The following is a 17,504-nucleotide window of genomic DNA, read 5'->3' as shown; positions in this document are numbered from 1 at the left end:
AAATAATTTGTCTTCATCCTCACTTCTTCAAGCCCCCCTTAGTATAAAAACTATGTATGACATTGCTGAATTTATTATAAGAGCCGCTCAGATGATTAAACCTGAACAAGCAAATAAAATGGTGGAAGTATTAACTAATTTTTATTATAATAATAAGAACGGTAAAGTTTTAGTAATGGGAGCAGGTAGAAGTGGTCTAGTAGGAAGATCTTTCGCAATGCGTCTTCTTCATCTAGGTTATAATGCCTATGTATTGGGTGAAACAATAGTTCCTGCTATAGGCGAAAAAGATATAGCTATAGCAATATCTGGTTCTGGAAGAACAAAACTTATCTTAACTGCTGCAGAAGCAGCCAAAGAGGCAAAAGCCACATTAATTACAATAACAAGTTATGCAGATAGTCCTATAGGTAAGATTTCTGATGTAGTAGTTGAAATCCCTGGAAGAACTAAGTATTCTAACAATGAAGATTATTTTGCAAGGCAGATTTTAGGTATTACAGAACCGTTAGCTCCTTTAGGTACGTTATTTGAGGATACTACCCAAGTATTCTTAGATGGTATTGTAGCAGATTTGATGGTGAGACTTAAGAAGACCGAAGAGGATTTGCGCGTAGTTCATGCTAATATCGAATTATAATCACCTCTCTCCCACTCTACTTTAATATTTATTTGAATACATGGATAATAGTAAAACTCAAAGTTTCAAGTTTTTCATTGTTTTTACACTAATAATCTCTATATTGGCTGTATTGAGTAAAAGTATAATCTTTATAGTTTTAGATGTTTTTATTTTGGCTTTCTTTTTCTTTATGTATAGAAAACAAAATGGATATGTTCTTTCCAAACTATTTCTTATTTTTAAATTTAACCAGAAAACAGAAGATTTCTCTGACCAAACTATAATCAAGGAAGGAATATTAAAGAATAACAGAGGGGTTAAAGGAGTTTTAGTTGTTGATGATATACCATTTGATTACAGAGATTTAAGTGAAGAAAGCCTAAGATCTAAAATAGTTGCATTTCATAAAGTCTTAGATGTTTTAGGAGATGTAGATATAATATTTAAAAAACAAACAATAGATAAGAATAATTTTCTTGAGAAATTATTTCTTAAAGCTCAAAATCTAAGAGTCATTATTGAAGCTGACCCATCTAATGAGAAAGCTAAACATGAACTAGATATGATTCAGTCAATGATAAAGAAGATAAATGAAGGAGAAGCACCATTTAGATATGCAGTATTCTTCTTGATAAACAGTAACTCAGAAGAAAATGCTTTAGCTTCCTTACAATTACTGAAAAAAGGATTAGAAAGTGTAGGAATAAAATCTAGGTTGGCTTCAAAAAACGAAATAACTAATTTGCTACAAGACAAAATTAGCGTAAAAGCACAAGGTTTCCCTACACAGATCCCCTTTTTAACGGCTTTCTCCTTGCCTAAATCCCCAAGATTTGAGTTTTTTGATGATGGTATATATATTGGAAGGGAAATAGGGAATAATAGAGCTGTTTTCTGGAATTATAGTAAAATGTTGAACCCTCATGTGCTTCTGATAGGACCTACTGGGGCTGGAAAGACTGAGTTCCTAGTAAGTCTAGGCTATAAAATTAATCTATTTTCAGAAATTCCAGTAGTGTACTTTGACGCTAAAAGTGATATTAAGCTAAGATTAAAAAAATATAACATAAAAACGAAGATACTAAATCCTTTGATTTATAGTCTTGGACTACTTGATGCTAATGGGGTAAACTTAGATTCTTATATCTCTCAATTAGAGAATATATTAGAAAATAGTTTCAAGCTGGATAAATATACTTCCTCCATTTTATATAGGATTATTAGGATTATTTTCTACAAATATGATAATCCTACATGGGATAATGCACTAGAGGAGTTAGAATCGCTGGATTTACCAACCCAGATCAAAGCATATTTATATAGGATAATCTCGCAAGTGAAGGATTATGATATAGACAGAAAGAATAATATAAATGATGCGATTCTTGGAAACGATATTTATGTTATAGATCTTTCACTAATAAAATCAGAAGAAATTAGAAGACTTATTATGTTATCGGTTCTCATAAAAATTTATAATAAATATAATGTTGCAGATGATAAATTGAAAATTGCTATAGTTATTGATGAAGCATGGACTATAATAAAGGATTCTTCCGAATACTCAATAATAATGGATCTAATAAAGAGAGGAAGAGGGTTTGGTATTATGTTGCTTATGGCAACTCAGAATATAATGGATTTAGGTCAATTCTCCGACATCTATTTACAAAATATTGGTCTTGTCGCCTTCATGAATAATGGAGATAAAAAGTTCTGGCATGAAGTATTACGATTTGTAAACATACCGGATACAGAAATAGAAAATCAATTGACCTTCCTGGGAAGGGGGGAAGCTTTAGTTCATTTTATTACAGATCCACGGCCAGTAATATTGACTTTAGATTCTCTAGTAAGAAACCCTCTCCAGGATTGATTGAATTGCAACTTTTATCTTATTATAAGTTATATCATCCTTAACGTTTTTTATAATGATTTCTTTAAGTTCTTCCTTGTCTAACATAATATCATAGTCAATTTTACTTCTATTTTTTTCATTTTCTAGTATTTTAGTAAGTACATTTATATAAATTTTATTTAAATTGGTTTTTCCTTTAACTATGACTCTCATGAGTGGCGGTGTATAATAAATTTCCGCTAATATCTCTCCTCGTGAATTTTTTACTACATCCATACTTCCTTTATTTCCTTTTATCACTCCCTTATACCCTTCAGTCTCAATAAGGCTAAGTAAATACTCATAAAATTCCAATTCCTTCTTTAAATTAGCAATTTTTTCCTCTAAGAACTTCTTTAATTCGTCTGTTGTTATACTCATAATATACTACTGTATATGCTTAAAATACTTATAATCCTATTGCTCTGTGGTTAAAAGATGATAAGAGTTGCAGTAATAGGCGGTTCTGGTTATACAGGAGGAGAACTACTAAGACTATTAGCTGTTCATCCAAAAGTTGAGGTAACATATGTTACATCAAGAGAATATGCAGGGAAACCAATTACATTAGTCCATCCAAATTTAAGAGGATTTTATAGTATGAACTTTTCTCAGTTTTCTTTAGATAAGCTAGGTGAAAAAGCCGACGTAGTATTCCTAGGTCTTCCTCATAAGGTCTCGGTAGAGTATGTACCAAAACTTTTAGAAATGGGCCTTCAAGTTGTTGACCTAAGTGCAGATTTTAGATTGAAAAACCCTGAATTATACAAGGTCTGGTATGAGTACGAACACCCTTACCCAGATCTATTAAAGAAAGCAGTATATGGCTTACCAGAACTACATTATGAAGAACTTAAGAACGCAAAACTTATTGCATCACCTGGTTGTAACGCTACAGCAACCATACTTGCATCAGCACCACTTGTGGCTTCTGGACTCTTGGATGTCTATAAGTTAGTGAGTGATGTAAAAGTCGGGAGTAGCGAAGGCGGAGCTAAACCTAATGAAGGTAGTCATCATCCAGAGAGGCAAAATGCAATTAGGCCATATGAAGCTACCGGCCATAGGCATGCTGCTGAAGCAGAACAAGAACTAAGCCTTTTGGCAAAAAGAGAAGTGAAAGTTAGTTTAGTCCCACATGCTGTTAGCAGTGTAAGAGGTGCTTTGGCGTCTGTCCACGCGTGGTTAAACGAAGACATTTCTGAAATGGATTTATGGAAGAAATCAATAGAATTCTATAGGGGTAGAAAATTTGTGCGCATAATAAGAAGTAATATCCATCCATACCCAGACCCAAAGTTCTTAATAGGAAGTAATTTTGCTGATGTTGGTTTCGCAATTGAAAAAAGAGTTGAAAGAGTTACTATGTTCGCGGCAATAGACAATCTTATGAAAGGAGCAGCAGGGCAAGCTGTCCAAGCATTTAACATTTCAAGAGGTTTTGAAGAGGATGAAGGACTTAGATTACCACCATTGAGGCCTGCGTAATATGATAGTAGTAAAAGCTGGCGGTAGAGTAATAAAAAATAACTTGGATAAACTTATAGAAAGCCTTGCCAATCTTAATGAAAGCGTTATTTTTGTGCATGGTGGAGGAGACCAAGTTTCAGAGACCTCCAGAAGACTCGGAATAGAACCAGTTTTTGTTACCTCACCTGAAGGGATTAGAAGTAGATACACAACAAAAGAAGAACTAGAAGTATTCATAATGGTAATGAGCCTTATCTCAAGACAGATCGTTTCAAAACTTTCAGATAGAAAAAAGGCCATAGCCTTGACCGGAGCTGATGGAAATACAGTGATAGCTGAAAGAAAGAAAAAAATAATTATCATAGATGAAAGAGGCAGAAAGAGAATAATTGACGGTGGTTTTACAGGGAAGATAAAAGAAGTAAATGCGTCATTAATTTTAGACTTATTAAAGAATTTAAATCTGTTAGTTTTTGCGCCTCTGGCATACGATCCCAGTGAAAAGACTTTACTAAATGTTGACGGAGATCAGATGGCATTTGCAATAGCTACTGCAATAAAAGCTGATGCACTTATACTTCTAAGTGATGTAGATGGTGTACTTGTGGACGGAAAAGTGGTAAGCAATTTAAACAAAGAAGATGCTAAAGAATTATCAAAAAAGATAGGGCCTGGTATGAATAGAAAACTATTAATGGGTGCAGAAGCTATTGAAAATGGAGTAAAAAAAGTAATAATTTCGTCTGGGTTAGTGGAAGACCCAATTTCAAATGCACTTAAGTTAAATGGGACGGTGATTATGTGATGGCTAATGTAGATGATAGTGACCTAAAGATCCTTGAGATATTGAGAAAAAACGCTAGAACACCTTATACTACAATAGCTAAGGAACTAAAAATAAGCGAAGCTGCAGTTAGGAAAAGAATTGAAAAATTAATAAAAATGGGAGTAATAAAGCGTTTTACAATTGATTATGAGCTGGAAAATGAAATAAGAGCAATAGTTATGGTAAAAACAAATCCTCAAATTCCAACACCAGAGATTTCTAAGAAAATTATAAAAATCCAAGGCGTTGAATTTGTTTATGAGACTACAGGTGATTTTGATATTCTTACTTTAGTTAGAGGAACTAACATATCCTCAATCAATAAAACAATAGATGATATTAGAAGTTTACAAGGTGTGGTTGGTACAAACAGCACAATAGTTCTTAGGGTATGGTTCTAAAATCGAACCATTTATTTTCATAAAAGCTTATCAACTACTTACTCCTTATGCTATATTTGATCCCAAAATGATATTGAAATGTCCCGTATGTGGTGGAGACGTAAATGTACCAGACGACGCATTGCCAGGTGAAATTATAGAACATGAATGTGGAGCTCAGCTAGAAGTATATATTGATCATGGAAGACTAGCACTAAGACTAGCAGAGCAAGTAGGAGAGGACTGGGGAGAGTGAGATTAGGAGTAGCATATGATTTACTAAGATGGGAAGAAAAAAATCTAATTCAAGAAGCTAGAAAATTAGGACATAATGTAACCCCAATATATACAAAGGATTTTTATTATTTTTATGATCAACAACAAGAACCATTAGGAGATTATGATATAGTTATTCAGAGAAATACTTCTCATGCAAGAGCTGTAACAACTTCGGCTATCTTCGAAAACTTAAACTACAAGATAGTAAATGATTCATTTTCACTAATAAAATGTGAAAATAAGCTTTATTCACTATCATTATTATCTGGTCATGGAATAAAGGTACCCAGAACATTAGTGGCTTTTACAAAGGAAAAAGCAATAGAAATAGCTAATAAAATGGGCTACCCTGTAGTTATAAAACCAGTAGAAGGAAGCTGGGGTAGAATGGTTGCTAAAGCAGTTGATGAAGACACTCTGAGAAACTTTTTAGAATATCAAGAATATACAACGTTACAATTTAGATATGTTTACCTAGTCCAAGAGTTTGTAAAGAAGCCCGATAGAGATATAAGAATATTTACAATCGGTGATGAGGCACCCGTGGGGATTTACAGAATAAATTCCAAAAACTGGAAAACAAATACAGCATTAGGAGCAAAAGCCGAACCATTAAAAATAGATGACGAGTTAAGGGATTTAGTGCTAAAAGTAAAAGATATAATAGGAGGATTCTTTCTTGGTATAGATGTTTTTGAGGATCCAGAGAGAGGCTATGTCGTCAATGAAGTAAATGGAGTGCCAGAGTATAAGAACACAGTTAGAGTAAATAATTTTAATGTTTCAGAATATTTAGTTAAAAAGTTAGAGGAGTGGATAAAGAAATGAAGTTTATTCAGCTTTATGGTGATAGAGGACTTAATATAGTGAAAGGAGAAGGGCAATATGTCTGGGATTCTAATGGTAAAAAATATCTTGATCTTCACCTTGGAATAGGAGTAGCATTCCTCGGTCATAAAAACAAAACAATAATAGAATATCTCACCAGACAGATGGAAAATATAATGACGTTATCAACGTCTTTCTCAACACCAATAAAAGAGGAGATGCTTAAAGAACTAGACAATGTAAAACCAGATAAAATGGACAACGTAATCCTTCTAAATAGTGGCACAGAAGCTAATGAGGCTGCTCTAAAAACTGCAAGGAAGATTACAGGCAGAAAGAAGATTATAGCTTTCAAAAATGCTTTTCATGGGAGAACAGCAGGATCACTTTCAGTTACTTGGAATAAAAAATACAGAGAACCGTTTGAACCTTTAATGTCACCCGTTGAGTTCCTAACTTTCAATAATTTGGATGAGTTGAAGAACATTGATGAGCAAACAGCAGCCGTAATAGTGGAACCAGTGCAAGGAGAATCTGGAGTAATACCCGCCAATCCAGAGTTCATGAAAGCTCTAAGAGAACAGACACAAAAAGTTGGAGCTTTACTTATAGTTGATGAAGTACAAGCAGGATTTGGAAGGACAGGGAAAATATGGTCTTATCAACATTATGATATTATTCCAGATATGTTAACTGCAGGAAAAGCCATTGGAGGCGGATTTCCAGTAAGTGCATTTTTCCTTCCAGATTGGATCGCAGAAAAATTAGAAGAAGGAGATCATGGGAGCACATTTGGAGGAAATCCAATGGCTATGGCCGCTGTTACCGCTGCATGCAGAGTTTTAAGAGAAAACAACGTACCAGAGCAAGCTAGTGTAAAAGGTGATTTATTCAGAAAGATATTGCAAGAAAAATTAAGTGATCTAAAGTCATTAAGGGAAATAAGAGGTAAAGGATTAATGATAGGTATTGATATAAGATTCCCTCCTGCAATAGCACTTAAAGTAATGCAAGATGAGGGAGTTTTAGCATTAAAAGCTGGGACAACTGTAATAAGATTCCTAGCACCATATATGATCACACAAAAAGATATGGAGGACGCAGCAGATGCAGCTAGAAAAGGAATCATTGAGACAGAAAATAAAAGAATTGCTCACTGAAATTTTATCGATTTATACACCCTCTGGAGAAGAGGGTAATGCTCTAACATTTTTTGAAAAAGTCTCAAAAGAATTTAACTTAAAACTAAAAGTAACAAGCACAAACTCATTCTTTTTGGGAGAAGGAAATATACTTTTGGCATCTCATATAGATACTGTCCCGGGGTTCATACAACCAAGAGTTGAAAATGATATAATATATGGTAGAGGCGCTGTAGATGCAAAAGGTCCTTTAATAGCAATGCTTTTTGCTGTATATTTTCTAAATGAGGAAGGCTACAAAGCTCAATTCGCTGCACTTTCAGACGAAGAAGCAAAAAGCAAAGGAGCAAGGGAACTAGTAAGTTCTGGAGCTAAATATGATTATATAATTATAGGAGAACCAACGAATACTTATGACATTGTAACAGAGTATAGAGGTGTATTACATTTAGACGTGAAATGTAAAGGAATTTCTGAGCATTCTTCTTCATCAAAGAATAATTTAATCATAGATATGGCAAAGAAGATTATAGAAATATATAAGCCTCCAAGTACATATGAAGATTTCTCTATAGTTCCTACCATATTCAAATCTGGCGAATATATAAATGTTACACCCTCTGATGCATATCTTCATCTAGATATTAGATACTCAATCAAAAATTCAAGAGAAGATATACTAAATCTAGTCAAAGATAAATTCGGTTCATGTGATATGTCCATAATAGAGGACATAGAACCAGTAAAAGTGAGTGTAAATAGTGAAATTGTAAAGTCTTTAATGAGAGGATTAATAAAACAAGGTTTCAAGCCAAGATTAGCAAGAAAAGCAGGAACTAGTGATATGAATATCCTCAAGGCAATAACTCCGCAAATTGCAACTTATGGCCCAGGCGATTCTACATTAGAGCATACGAATAATGAAAAAATTTCTACTGATGAAATATTTATAGCTATAAACACCTATATTAACGCGATTGAAGAATTATGCTCAAAGAGAAAATAAGCAGAATTATCCTTTACCCCGTTTACAAAGTATATGACAAGGTATTATGGAACCAAATAAAGGATGGCCCCTTTCCTCAGCATGTAGGAATTATACCAGACGGAAATAGGAGATGGGCGAGAGCTAACAACCTTAGTATAAATGATGCTTACTATAATGGTTATAGAAAATTAAAACAAGTTCTTCTTTGGTTATTAGAGATGGGAATAAAAAATATAACAGTCTTTGCTCTATCAACTGAGAATTGTGATAAGAGAAGTAATTTAGAACTAAATGTTATATTTAACTACATAAAGACAGGGTTAGAAGAATTACTTTACGGTGATATTATATATAAATATGAAGTAAAAGTTAGAGCTATTGGAAGATTAAATGGTCTACCACAAGATCTTTTAGAAATAATAAATCAGTTATCAAATAAAACTGAGAATTATAACAAAAGAAAACTAACACTTGCAATATGTTATGGCGGAAGGCAAGAAATAATAGATGCAACAAAGAAGTTAATAATAGACTATCAAAAAGGAAAAATAAATATGGATGACATAAATGAAGACCTTTTCAGGCAATATTTATATGATAAAGAATTAGGAGACATTGATCTAGTAATTAGATCGTCAGGTGAAGTCAGAATTAGTAATTTTCTCTTATGGCATATCGCATATTCTGAACTATTTTTCGTAGACACTTATTGGCCGGATCTTAGAAGGATTGATCTTTGGAGGGCAATAAGATCTTATCAAAAGAGAAAAAGAAATTTTGGCGCCTAGCTTATACTAATTTAATCGAGAGATAAACTGAAGCTTCGAAACATTAAAAGACCAAGTTATTAATATTAACTGATGCGATTTATTTCTATGTGTTAGTATTGAATGTTCAAGGCGCTTAAATTTATAAGTCTCCTCATTTAATAGAGTTTCGTATGGCATATTTTCAGGGAAATGACTTTAGGAAGATAACTGGTGGGCTCAAAGGAAAGCATAGAGATAAGAGAAAGTATGAATTAGGATCACCACCAACAGAAACAAGAGTAAGTACTGAAGAACTTATTAAAAAAGATAGAGCAATGGGAGGTAATTACAAGATTAGAGTTAAATATGCAACTTTTGCTAATGTTTATGATCCTCAAGCTAAAACAAGCAAAAAAGTGAAGATTATATCAGTTATCCAGACCCCTGCTAATAGAGAATATGCTAGAAGAGGCATTATAGTGAAAGGTGCAATTATACAGACAGAATTAGGTAAAGCAAAAGTCACATCAAGACCTGGTCAAGACGGTACAATAAACGCTATTTTGGTTAAAGAATGAGCCTAAGAGATTTTAAAGGAGAAAAAATAGCTATTTGGTTAGCTTATTTTTTAGCTGATAATAGAAATCATAGAAGAAAAATTAGAAAACTAAGTAAGAAAATAGATTTAAACACACTTGTTTCTGTTTGTCAAAAACTTGGTTTAAATCCTATTCCATTTCAAGATAAAATACATCCAGCTACTGGCATCTCTGGGTTAGTGATGGTTGATAAAAAATATGGTAAATATAATACAATAAAAAGAATCATGGCTGAATTAGAGTCTCAGAAAAACCGATAGTTCTTGTTTTTAATATGAAATTGAAAAATAAATAAGAAGATAATTTTACGCGGGCCCGCCGGGATTCGAACCCGGGACCTACGGGTTGCTTCCTGCAACCCATTTACCTATGCGCAGTTAAAAGCCCGCCGCTCTACCTGGCTGAGCTACGGGCCCATAAAAATGAATGTCATAAGAGTATTTAAAGTTGTTTTAGTTTGGTTACCTCGTCATTTTCGTTTGAATAAATTATAAGCAAGGCCATAGGGAAGAGATATAGCCTGGGATAAACCCGGTAATAAATTATAGAAATATTTTTTAAAGCCACCATAATAATATATTCCATATCCAATTAATGGGATGTATAATGATAAAAAGTAAGGAAAGAAAGCTGAAAGTATTCCTACTATATAATAACTCCCATAATATAAGTAACCAGTCAAGAACAAAATATTTGTAAGTCCATCGAATAATAACATGATATCGTATTTACTTCTCCATAGGTTTCTTCGCGCTTCTTTTATAGATGATTTGAAATCTTCTCTGGCATGAATTTTATTAAGATGCAAACATCTTCCCTCTGTAGGTTCCGCTCTGTATCCTAGCTTTTTTAATTTAGAATAAAGCCATATATCTTCACCTCTTTCATATCTTTCATCAAATCCTCCAATTTTTTTAATATCAGTTACGTTTAATCCTGCGCATCCTAAGTTAGGATTATTTTCTCCAACTTTTAGAGGTTTTTCTATATCCTCATCATGATACGCGTAATGCATCCAAGTAAAAGAAACACCATTTCTAAGTTTTTCTATCATTTTCACCGCGTTATTTAGTATAACGTCACTATCTAGAAATATTGCGTAATCTTCACTAGCTAACTCCAGCATTTTATTTCTAAGCTTAGCCATATTTACCTTTTTCATCCTTTTATCTTTTATATATACAATTTTACTCTTCATACTTTCAAAAAATTCTTGAATATCTTTCCTTTCACTATTATCATAAATAATTACTTTAGCATTTTCTTGTTCTAAAGCAGACCCTACAGATTTTTTTATCCATTCAATCTTATCTGAAGGGCCGATTGGTATAATAATTTCCATTACTAATTCTTACCGTAATGAGGGAAATAAAGGTAGCCGTTATAGCACACGGACTAGGAGCTAGTAAAGGATATAGTGGAGAGGGATATGTATACAAGAACGCCTTTGAGATGTTAGCAGAACATAAAATTGACTTTGTAGCAGTTAGTACGGGAAAACCCTATGATTCTTCTTTAAAAGCGGAGTATCTTTTCCCATTTCATCTACGAAGATTTGACAAATATCAAAGGCTTTTGGTATATTTTCCCGCTAAAAGATTGAAGCCAAAGGTCTTTCTTAATGTCTCCGGTACTCTTCTTCCGCTTTCCTCTACAGCACCTCACATAGTTTATGCTGGAGCCCCCGCAATCTCTTCAGTCCCCAGCAAGTACTCAAAGTCTTTTTTTTGGAAACTTTACTTATTACCATTTAAGCTCATCATAAGTAAAATGAAAGATGAGGCTAGAAGAGCAAGAATAATTGCAAACTCTTTTTACTCAGCTAAGGCAATAGCAGAGTCTTACTCTATCCCTTTGCCTGAAGTGGTATACCCTCCAGTAGACGTCGAATTTTATTCAAGAGCGTTTAGCGAACAAAAGGAAAACTATTTTGTTACAATAGGTAGATTTGAAAGGGGTAAAATGTTAGAGAATTCTATTATTTTCTCTTCCTTGAGTGGAATTAGAGGCATTCTTATAGGTAACATGAACGATAAAAAGTACTTTAGCGAGCTTGTTAAACTAAAAGAAAAACTGAATGCAAATATTGACTTCCTCCCAAATTTACCAAGGGAAGAAGTGCTAAAAGTCCTTTCAAAAGCTAAACTATATTTTCATCCGACGATAGGAGAACACTTCGGCATACCTATAGTTGAGGCTATGGCAGCAGGATTAATACCGATAGTCCCGAAAGAAAGCGGAGGAAGTGAAATAGTACCAGAATTTTCATATTCTAACTTAGAAGAAGCTGCTTTAATAGCTAAACAACTAATGAAGGAAAATTCTTTAGCTTTGAGTAAAGAAATGCATGAAAAAGCTAAGAATTTTAGCAAAGAAGTTTTCAAAAATAGAATGTATGAAGTAATACGTGGGTACTTAACTTAAAATGACTATATTTATTATCTGTCTTCTCTTTTCGCTTAATTATATAAATTAACAGCCTATCTTTAATATATGGTTTACATAATTACTGGTGGAGCTGGCTATATCGGCGGCCATTTAACAGATTACTTACTTACTAAAGACGAAGTGATTGTAATAGATGATTTCTCTTATGGCAAGTACGTTAATCAGAAAGCAACATACATAAGAGCCGACCTAAGAAAAGACTCGGAAATAAAAATACCAAAAGAGTCTGTAATTTTCCATTTAGCTGCAAACCCCGATGTGAGAACATCTATGATAGACCCGGTAGAGCACTTTGAAAGAGATGTAAAAGTTACATTTAACACATTAGAGATAGCAAGAAAAAATGACGCTAAAACTATAATCTTTGCATCTTCTTCTACAGTGTATGGAGAGGCCCAGAAAATACCTACACCAGAAGATGCTGAGCTAAAACCTATCTCTAATTACGGTCTATATAAACTAATGGGAGAGCAAATGGTCGAGTACTATTCTAGAGTATATGGGATAAAAGGAGTTTCCGTACGCTTAGCTAATGTAACTGGTGGTCGTGTTTCGCATGGAGTTATATATGATTTTGTACACAAAATTTTGAAGAATAACAAAAGACTAGAAATCTTGGGAAATGGGAAGCAAAGGAAAAGCTACATTTACATAAGTGATACAATTGATGGAATGTTACTATTAGCTGAAAAAAGCGAGGGCTTATACTCAGTCTATAATCTGGGAAATGACGATTGGACAACTGTTGACGAGATTGCTAAGATTGTTGAAGAGGAAATGAACGTCTTCCCAGAACATATATATATTGACCCGGGAGATGGAAGAGGCTGGGTTGGAGATGTAAGATTTATGTTGCTAGATATTAGTAAAATAAAGAGGTTGGGCTGGAAACCAAAATATTCATCAAAGGAGGCTGTCAGATTGGCTGTGAGGGACTTGCTGAATGAATTACGTAAAAATTAGATTAATGGGTTTAGGGTTAATAGTAATTTCTGCACTAATAATAATCCTTTCATTTGGTATAATCTTTCTTGGATTTCAGATAAGTGTTGGAAACTTTAAGCTTTCGGATTATTTTATAAAAGTTCTCAACTTCCTTATTATCTTTGGAGTCTTTGGATATCTAGGTTATGTAGGTTATGTCATGCTGACAACTGGTAGAAGAAGCTAAATAGCGATTAATTTAAATATTAGGCTTTTTATTCATTTTTATGGGCCCGTAGCTCAGCCAGGTAGAGCGGCGGGCTCTTAACGTAACAAAAGGTAGGGAGATACCCGTAGGTCCCGGGTTCAAATCCCGGCGGGCCCGCGTAAATTTTTCTCCTTACCAAATTTTTATAATACTTTGTCAGCATTAACATATAATGAGGTTTACTTTTCGTCTTGTCGTAGCAGTTTTTCTTATTACTTTAAGTGTATTATTAGAAACAATAGTATCATATTTTTTACAAATAGTAAAACCTTCTAACGCAAGTGATATATTATTAATAGTTCATTATGTTCAGACAGGATTATATATTCTTATAGGGCTTTGGATTGTTGTCTCGATATCAGAAGCTATTAGGATTACAACCCAGCAAAAACTTGGAATAAAAGCAAACGTATTAGCAAATGGTATAAAATATCTTGGCTATATTATAGTTTTTCTTGTAGTTTTAATACCACTAGGAGTAAGCTCTTCTGGGCTAATTGCAGGCAGTGCTTTTGCTGGTTTAGTTGTTGGCATTGCTCTTCAACCAATATTAAGCAATTTCTTTGCTGGTTTATTGATAATGTTAACGGGATATGTAACTATAGGAGATAAAGTAAGAATAGTATCAACAAGGGTACCTTATTTCCCAGCCCAATTCCCTGCTTATAAATATTTCTCACCAGATTTTATAGAACAAGGATACAAGGGGACAGTTGTTGAAATAGACTTATTTTATTCAAGACTTCTTCTTGAAAATATGAGAGAATTAAGAATACCAAACATCGTATTAATAGACTCTTCAGTTATTGATTATACATCTAAATACTCTAAGGAACAGATAATAAATATAAGAGTAGAATACCCCTTAGTCTCAGTTGACCTTGATAAGCTGGAAGAGATGGTAAAAGAAGAAATCAGAGACTTTGACATAGTAGAAGGCCCATATATTAATGAGCAAATTGATAAAGAGCACATAGTTATCCTTGTGAGGCTAAGAGTTAACATTGATGATGATTGGAGAAAAATAAAATCAAACGCGTTAAAGAGGTTGTTGAAGCTAAGACAAAGATTAATCACAAAGAGTCAGAACTCTCAAAATCTTCAATAAAGAGTCTTCGTCCAATGCAATGGAGGTGCACAGTTTTAAAAATGAGCGTATTAACGTAGAAATTAAAAGAATATAATGTATACATAATCTAGCATCTAATAGATATGGATAGTTTAATTTCTATGAAATTGCATAATTTGTTTTTATCTAAAGTATCCTAACTAAAGGCATAAATCCGGTCTCTTTCGACATCAAAGGGAGACCACAAGCTTTTGACTTTTGTAATGCTATTCTCATAAGTTTTCTAGGATTACAAGGAATTGAATAAAAACCAATGGAACCTGACTATATTAGGCTTGTATAAGGAACGATCCTTTTGGACTATAGAAGATAGAAGGGATAAGGCTAAAATATAATTCTAGGATGACCGAAGATTAAAAAGTTTTATCTTCTAGAGATTAAAAGATAGTTATATCTGCGTAAAAAACAATTTTCATAGACTTAGTTTTGGTAAGCACCGATATTGATCTTAAAATCAATAGAATTATTCTTGTAAATATTGTTTTCATGAGCTAAAAACAGTGTACTCAAATAACCTTCTGTCTATTTCCTCTTGAAATTAGCGTTATACAAATCGGTTTTACATTGTTCTTTTCACATTCCCTTAAAAAATATACCTCGTTAAAGTCATTTTTTCCCTTTGAATATTCTATTACATCTTTAGCTTTTATTAAGTCTCTTTCACCTCTATCTAAAGACGACAATATATAGAGTACTGCTAAATCCTCTGGTGAGACTATCTGAACTTCACCAATCCCCTTAATTTTTATAGTACGTCTATGTGAGACTACTTCTTGATCAAGTTTGAAAAGTGGTGGTTTAACTAAGTCTATTCTAATACCATGAATGAAAATTTTGTATTGAAAATGTCCAACATCTGTAGGTGAGATCTGATACTCAAGGGATGCTCTCTCTATAAGTTCAGCTAGTGTCTTGTGGTCATCTAGATTCACTAAAAAATCAATATCAAGAGTTGTTTCTGGTGTTGCATACACATTTCTTGCGAGTCTTCCTATTAGCATATACTCTGGGTAGTAATGCTTTACAAACTTTATCCCTTTTCTGAATGCTTCCTTGAACTTCCACTCCACTCCCATAAGAACTCGCCAACAACAAACGACATTATTAAGTATTCACTTTTTGTCGTATTCGTTTCTTTATCAAGATAGTACTCAAGATAGTCTCTCTTTTCCTCTTCTGACACTTTTAACTTACTTGCAAACTCAATCAACTCAGCCACCCTTTTCCCTCTCTCCCCTTTACCAAGATAGAACCGTCTAGGTCTTTTGACTTGGGGGTCGTACATTGTGACGTAATAGTAATCTTTTACAACCTGAACTTTCATAAGATATACTATGAAAACATAGTATATAAACGTAATATTAAAACGCTAGAAGTCCTCTAAGTGTGTGCAAAATTTAAGTTCCTTAAAATTAGATTATCATTATATTTTCCTTTATAAACGTCCACTAATTGATATATATACTAAATTAGATATCGTATAAATCAGACCAGGGTAAGTCTATTTATTCCCTTGTAGGGAAAAGTGAGAAATATTGATGAAGTTTAAAAAGAAGGAGGAATTGCTGTGAGAGCTTGTAGAGCATTGCTATCATCCCTAATAATAATTGACCAGTGATGGTAGTTAAAAAGACTGTCTAACAAAAGCTACTCCTTTGCAGGAATGGATAAAGATTTATTTGAACTCAGCTAATTTCTGTTCTATTTATAGATTTTCACGCGGAAATTAATAACACAAAGAAAAGCATAAAGCATGCAGTTTATTTAATCTCAGCATCTTTTCTGTCAATATGCAACCTAATTAAGTGTATTTTTAACATTGTATACGTTTTTACTATTTAACATTAAGGAACTATAATCTCTTGTTAAGTGTTTCTGTTTTATAAAAACAGTCTACTAACTTGCGTTCTTGAGTGCAAGCACGTTTTGACATCCAATTAGTGATTAGGAACTCTAAAATCCCATTTTTTAAGCTAATGAGTCTCTAGTCTCCTTTTTCCTATTAACCTCTACAGTAGTTAGCGTAACTACTACTAGAAATAATTAAGTTTTTGCTCCAGAAGTATAAGAAACCAGCCCAATTCTTCAATTGTAAAATTATAAAGAAGTGCCGCGGCCGGGATTTGAACCCGGGTCACGGGCTCGAAAGGCCCGCATACTTTCGGCGCAAGGGCTTGACCGCTATACTACCGCGGCATTTTCTAGATTTCTATTTCCGTTTTACCTAACCAGCAAAAAATATATTTTTTCACTCCCTTAAAAATCCATCGCTCAATATCGATAATGCTAAAATAGGAAAAGAAGCAAGGCTTTTAATATTTGTTGTTAAAGGTAAGAAGCCTAATATTTATCGTTTAACGAATTTTATAAGGATGCTTCAGAATTAAGTTATGAAATTAAATGAGAGTTTTTATAGCAACGTACTTAGGATATATTTCACAATACTTAACATAACACATCTAACTTACATGTTATTCATCAATGCGTTCCCCAGACCATTTTATTTCCAGATACTTCTCGATATTCTCAACTCCATGATCTGGGTTAGTCCTAGGTGTGTCATCATTAGCTTTAACCACACCGCATGTGGCTCGGTCGAGGCTAACACCACGAGCCTCCCATTTGAGTTTCGCTGTCAACTCCTCCCTCCGCGCATTATGCATCCTCATGAGGAATTTCATACTGCTTTTTCTTCAGAATAATTAATAGTAATCAAAAGTATCTAAATTTATTGTAAAAATAGAAACACTCTAAATAAAATAATGTTGATTATTCTTCTTATTTACAGTAATGATTTTTATAGATGTTTAAGGTTCATGGCGATCACAGATGCTCAAAGAGATAGTCAATTCTCTAACTTTTTTATGTGGTGGACAGATTTTATCATACTAAGTGGAAACGAAAGCTCTTAGAATATCTTGGTTGTTGTTCTTCTAATATTATAAAATATAACAA

21 protein-coding genes and 3 tRNA genes are annotated in these 17,504 nt (G+C 33.5%); 17 read left to right on the top strand and 7 right to left on the bottom strand.

Annotated elements, in window-relative coordinates:
* Positions 1–52: 52 nt before the first annotated feature.
* Together hxlB and cedB are read left to right on the top strand one after the other, a co-directional pair.
* On the top strand, positions 53–640 hold the full coding sequence (hxlB, locus tag AC3OCB_RS02780; RefSeq protein WP_498340719.1) for a 6-phospho-3-hexuloisomerase: 588 nt from the start codon (positions 53–55) through the stop codon (positions 638–640).
* 40 nt (positions 641–680) lie between these two features.
* A complete protein-coding gene (gene cedB / locus AC3OCB_RS02775; RefSeq protein WP_498340670.1) occupies positions 681–2,498 on the top strand; it encodes a DNA import protein CedB in 1,818 nt (605 codons plus the stop codon).
* Here the strand turns inward: cedB and AC3OCB_RS02770 are convergent.
* Positions 2,472–2,900: a hypothetical protein gene (locus AC3OCB_RS02770; RefSeq protein WP_498340669.1), complete on the bottom strand. Its 429-nt coding sequence runs from the start codon at positions 2,898–2,900 to the stop codon at positions 2,472–2,474. The genes cedB and AC3OCB_RS02770 overlap by 27 nt on opposite strands.
* Positions 2,901–2,957: 57 nt before the next feature.
* On the opposite strand from AC3OCB_RS02770, the gene argC reads away from it, so the two are divergent.
* The 10 genes from argC (at position 2,958) to AC3OCB_RS02720 (ending at position 10,040) form a co-directional block, all read left to right on the top strand.
* Positions 2,958–4,007, top strand: coding sequence for an N-acetyl-gamma-glutamyl-phosphate reductase (gene argC / locus AC3OCB_RS02765; protein ID WP_498340668.1), 1,050 nt, complete (start codon positions 2,958–2,960; stop codon positions 4,005–4,007).
* Position 4,008: 1 nt separating this feature from the next.
* Complete coding sequence (locus tag AC3OCB_RS02760; protein WP_498340667.1) at positions 4,009–4,794, top strand: [LysW]-aminoadipate/[LysW]-glutamate kinase; 786 nt, start codon at positions 4,009–4,011, stop codon at positions 4,792–4,794.
* Positions 4,794–5,216, top strand: a complete 423-nt coding sequence (gene lysM, locus AC3OCB_RS02755) for an HTH-type transcriptional regulator LysM (RefSeq protein ID WP_498340666.1) — start codon at positions 4,794–4,796, stop codon at positions 5,214–5,216. The genes AC3OCB_RS02760 and lysM overlap by 1 nt, the downstream gene beginning before the upstream one ends.
* Before the next feature lie 67 nt (positions 5,217–5,283).
* Positions 5,284–5,451, top strand: a complete 168-nt coding sequence (gene lysW/argW, locus AC3OCB_RS02750; RefSeq protein ID WP_498340665.1) for an alpha-aminoadipate/glutamate carrier protein LysW/ArgW — start codon at positions 5,284–5,286, stop codon at positions 5,449–5,451.
* Positions 5,448–6,302 carry a lysine biosynthesis protein LysX gene (gene lysX / locus AC3OCB_RS02745; RefSeq protein WP_498340664.1) on the top strand — a complete coding sequence of 285 codons (855 nt, stop codon included), beginning with the start codon at positions 5,448–5,450 and terminating at the stop codon, positions 6,300–6,302. The genes lysW/argW and lysX overlap by 4 nt, the downstream gene beginning before the upstream one ends.
* A complete protein-coding gene (lysJ, locus tag AC3OCB_RS02740; protein WP_498340663.1) occupies positions 6,299–7,462 on the top strand; it encodes a [LysW]-aminoadipate semialdehyde/glutamate semialdehyde transaminase in 1,164 nt (387 codons plus the stop codon). The genes lysX and lysJ overlap by 4 nt, the downstream gene beginning before the upstream one ends.
* Entirely contained in the window at positions 7,410–8,450 is a 1,041-nt protein-coding gene (locus AC3OCB_RS02735) for an N-acetyl-lysine deacetylase (RefSeq protein WP_498340662.1), read from the top strand. The genes lysJ and AC3OCB_RS02735 overlap by 53 nt, the downstream gene beginning before the upstream one ends.
* Entirely contained in the window at positions 8,432–9,220 is a 789-nt protein-coding gene (uppS, locus tag AC3OCB_RS02730; protein WP_498340661.1) for a polyprenyl diphosphate synthase, read from the top strand. Before AC3OCB_RS02735 ends, uppS begins: the two co-directional genes overlap by 19 nt.
* Before the next feature lie 152 nt (positions 9,221–9,372).
* Entirely contained in the window at positions 9,373–9,759 is a 387-nt protein-coding gene (locus tag AC3OCB_RS02725; protein WP_498340660.1) for a 30S ribosomal protein S8e, read from the top strand.
* Positions 9,756–10,040 carry a signal recognition particle subunit SRP19/SEC65 family protein gene (locus AC3OCB_RS02720; protein WP_498340659.1) on the top strand — a complete coding sequence of 95 codons (285 nt, stop codon included), beginning with the start codon at positions 9,756–9,758 and terminating at the stop codon, positions 10,038–10,040. Before AC3OCB_RS02725 ends, AC3OCB_RS02720 begins: the two co-directional genes overlap by 4 nt.
* 50 nt (positions 10,041–10,090) lie before the next feature.
* Here the strand turns inward: AC3OCB_RS02720 and AC3OCB_RS02715 are convergent.
* Positions 10,091–10,196: transfer RNA gene (locus tag AC3OCB_RS02715), tRNA-Lys, on the bottom strand.
* Positions 10,197–10,249: 53 nt separating this feature from the next.
* A complete protein-coding gene (locus tag AC3OCB_RS02710; RefSeq protein ID WP_498340658.1) occupies positions 10,250–11,122 on the bottom strand; it encodes a glycosyltransferase family 2 protein in 873 nt (290 codons plus the stop codon).
* Positions 11,123–11,139: 17 nt separating this feature from the next.
* Between AC3OCB_RS02710 and AC3OCB_RS02705 the strand changes: the two genes are divergently transcribed.
* From AC3OCB_RS02705 to AC3OCB_RS02685, 5 genes are all read left to right on the top strand, one after another.
* Positions 11,140–12,204, top strand: coding sequence for a glycosyltransferase family 4 protein (locus AC3OCB_RS02705; RefSeq protein ID WP_498340657.1), 1,065 nt, complete (start codon positions 11,140–11,142; stop codon positions 12,202–12,204).
* A gap of 69 nt (positions 12,205–12,273) precedes the next feature.
* Positions 12,274–13,191, top strand: coding sequence for an NAD-dependent epimerase/dehydratase family protein (locus AC3OCB_RS02700; protein ID WP_498340656.1), 918 nt, complete (start codon positions 12,274–12,276; stop codon positions 13,189–13,191).
* Positions 13,172–13,399, top strand: coding sequence for a hypothetical protein (locus AC3OCB_RS02695; protein WP_498340655.1), 228 nt, complete (start codon positions 13,172–13,174; stop codon positions 13,397–13,399). Before AC3OCB_RS02700 ends, AC3OCB_RS02695 begins: the two co-directional genes overlap by 20 nt.
* 42 nt (positions 13,400–13,441) lie before the next feature.
* Positions 13,442–13,537, top strand: a tRNA-Lys gene (locus AC3OCB_RS02690).
* A gap of 55 nt (positions 13,538–13,592) precedes the next feature.
* On the top strand, positions 13,593–14,528 hold the full coding sequence (locus AC3OCB_RS02685; protein ID WP_498340654.1) for a mechanosensitive ion channel family protein: 936 nt from the start codon (positions 13,593–13,595) through the stop codon (positions 14,526–14,528).
* Positions 14,529–15,055: 527 nt separating this feature from the next.
* Here AC3OCB_RS02685 and AC3OCB_RS02680 read toward each other — a convergent pair.
* The 4 genes from AC3OCB_RS02680 to AC3OCB_RS02665 all read right to left on the bottom strand — a co-directional run bounded on the left by AC3OCB_RS02680 (position 15,056) and on the right by AC3OCB_RS02665 (position 17,188).
* On the bottom strand, positions 15,056–15,625 hold the full coding sequence (locus AC3OCB_RS02680) for a hypothetical protein (protein ID WP_498340653.1): 570 nt from the start codon (positions 15,623–15,625) through the stop codon (positions 15,056–15,058).
* Positions 15,580–15,873: a hypothetical protein gene (locus AC3OCB_RS02675; RefSeq protein ID WP_498340652.1), complete on the bottom strand. Its 294-nt coding sequence runs from the start codon at positions 15,871–15,873 to the stop codon at positions 15,580–15,582. Before AC3OCB_RS02675 ends, AC3OCB_RS02680 begins: the two co-directional genes overlap by 46 nt.
* A gap of 784 nt (positions 15,874–16,657) precedes the next feature.
* A tRNA-Glu gene (locus AC3OCB_RS02670) sits at positions 16,658–16,745 on the bottom strand.
* 275 nt (positions 16,746–17,020) lie between these two features.
* On the bottom strand, positions 17,021–17,188 hold the full coding sequence (locus AC3OCB_RS02665) for a hypothetical protein (RefSeq protein WP_498340651.1): 168 nt from the start codon (positions 17,186–17,188) through the stop codon (positions 17,021–17,023).
* Between the last annotated feature and the right edge of the window lie 316 nt (positions 17,189–17,504).

The organism is Sulfurisphaera sp., assembly GCF_059755235.1.
This window is presented reverse-complemented; position numbering and strand designations above follow the sequence as displayed.

Bases quoted from the DNA above. Each gene is read 5' to 3' on its own strand.
- AC3OCB_RS02760 (WP_498340667.1), top strand. From the start codon at position 4,009: ATGATAGTAGTAAAAGCTGGCGGTAGAGTAATAAAAAATAACTTGGAT.
- AC3OCB_RS02700 (WP_498340656.1), top strand. From the start codon at position 12,274: ATGGTTTACATAATTACTGGTGGAGCTGGCTATATCGGCGGCCATTTA.
- AC3OCB_RS02735 (WP_498340662.1), top strand. From the start codon at position 7,410: ATGCAGCTAGAAAAGGAATCATTGAGACAGAAAATAAAAGAATTGCTC.
- lysM (WP_498340666.1), top strand. From the start codon at position 4,794: ATGGCTAATGTAGATGATAGTGACCTAAAGATCCTTGAGATATTGAGA.
- hxlB (WP_498340719.1), top strand. From the start codon at position 53: ATGTATGACATTGCTGAATTTATTATAAGAGCCGCTCAGATGATTAAA.
- AC3OCB_RS02680 (WP_498340653.1), bottom strand. From the start codon at position 15,625: ATGGGAGTGGAGTGGAAGTTCAAGGAAGCATTCAGAAAAGGGATAAAG.
- lysJ (WP_498340663.1), top strand. From the start codon at position 6,299: ATGAAGTTTATTCAGCTTTATGGTGATAGAGGACTTAATATAGTGAAA.
- AC3OCB_RS02725 (WP_498340660.1), top strand. From the start codon at position 9,373: ATGGCATATTTTCAGGGAAATGACTTTAGGAAGATAACTGGTGGGCTC.
- AC3OCB_RS02675 (WP_498340652.1), bottom strand. From the start codon at position 15,873: ATGAAAGTTCAGGTTGTAAAAGATTACTATTACGTCACAATGTACGAC.
- AC3OCB_RS02710 (WP_498340658.1), bottom strand. From the start codon at position 11,122: ATGGAAATTATTATACCAATCGGCCCTTCAGATAAGATTGAATGGATA.
- AC3OCB_RS02695 (WP_498340655.1), top strand. From the start codon at position 13,172: ATGAATTACGTAAAAATTAGATTAATGGGTTTAGGGTTAATAGTAATT.
- cedB (WP_498340670.1), top strand. From the start codon at position 681: ATGGATAATAGTAAAACTCAAAGTTTCAAGTTTTTCATTGTTTTTACA.
- uppS (WP_498340661.1), top strand. From the start codon at position 8,432: ATGCTCAAAGAGAAAATAAGCAGAATTATCCTTTACCCCGTTTACAAA.
- AC3OCB_RS02705 (WP_498340657.1), top strand. From the start codon at position 11,140: ATGAGGGAAATAAAGGTAGCCGTTATAGCACACGGACTAGGAGCTAGT.
- AC3OCB_RS02770 (WP_498340669.1), bottom strand. From the start codon at position 2,900: ATGAGTATAACAACAGACGAATTAAAGAAGTTCTTAGAGGAAAAAATT.
- AC3OCB_RS02685 (WP_498340654.1), top strand. From the start codon at position 13,593: ATGAGGTTTACTTTTCGTCTTGTCGTAGCAGTTTTTCTTATTACTTTA.
- AC3OCB_RS02720 (WP_498340659.1), top strand. From the start codon at position 9,756: ATGAGCCTAAGAGATTTTAAAGGAGAAAAAATAGCTATTTGGTTAGCT.
- argC (WP_498340668.1), top strand. From the start codon at position 2,958: ATGATAAGAGTTGCAGTAATAGGCGGTTCTGGTTATACAGGAGGAGAA.
- lysW/argW (WP_498340665.1), top strand. From the start codon at position 5,284: ATGATATTGAAATGTCCCGTATGTGGTGGAGACGTAAATGTACCAGAC.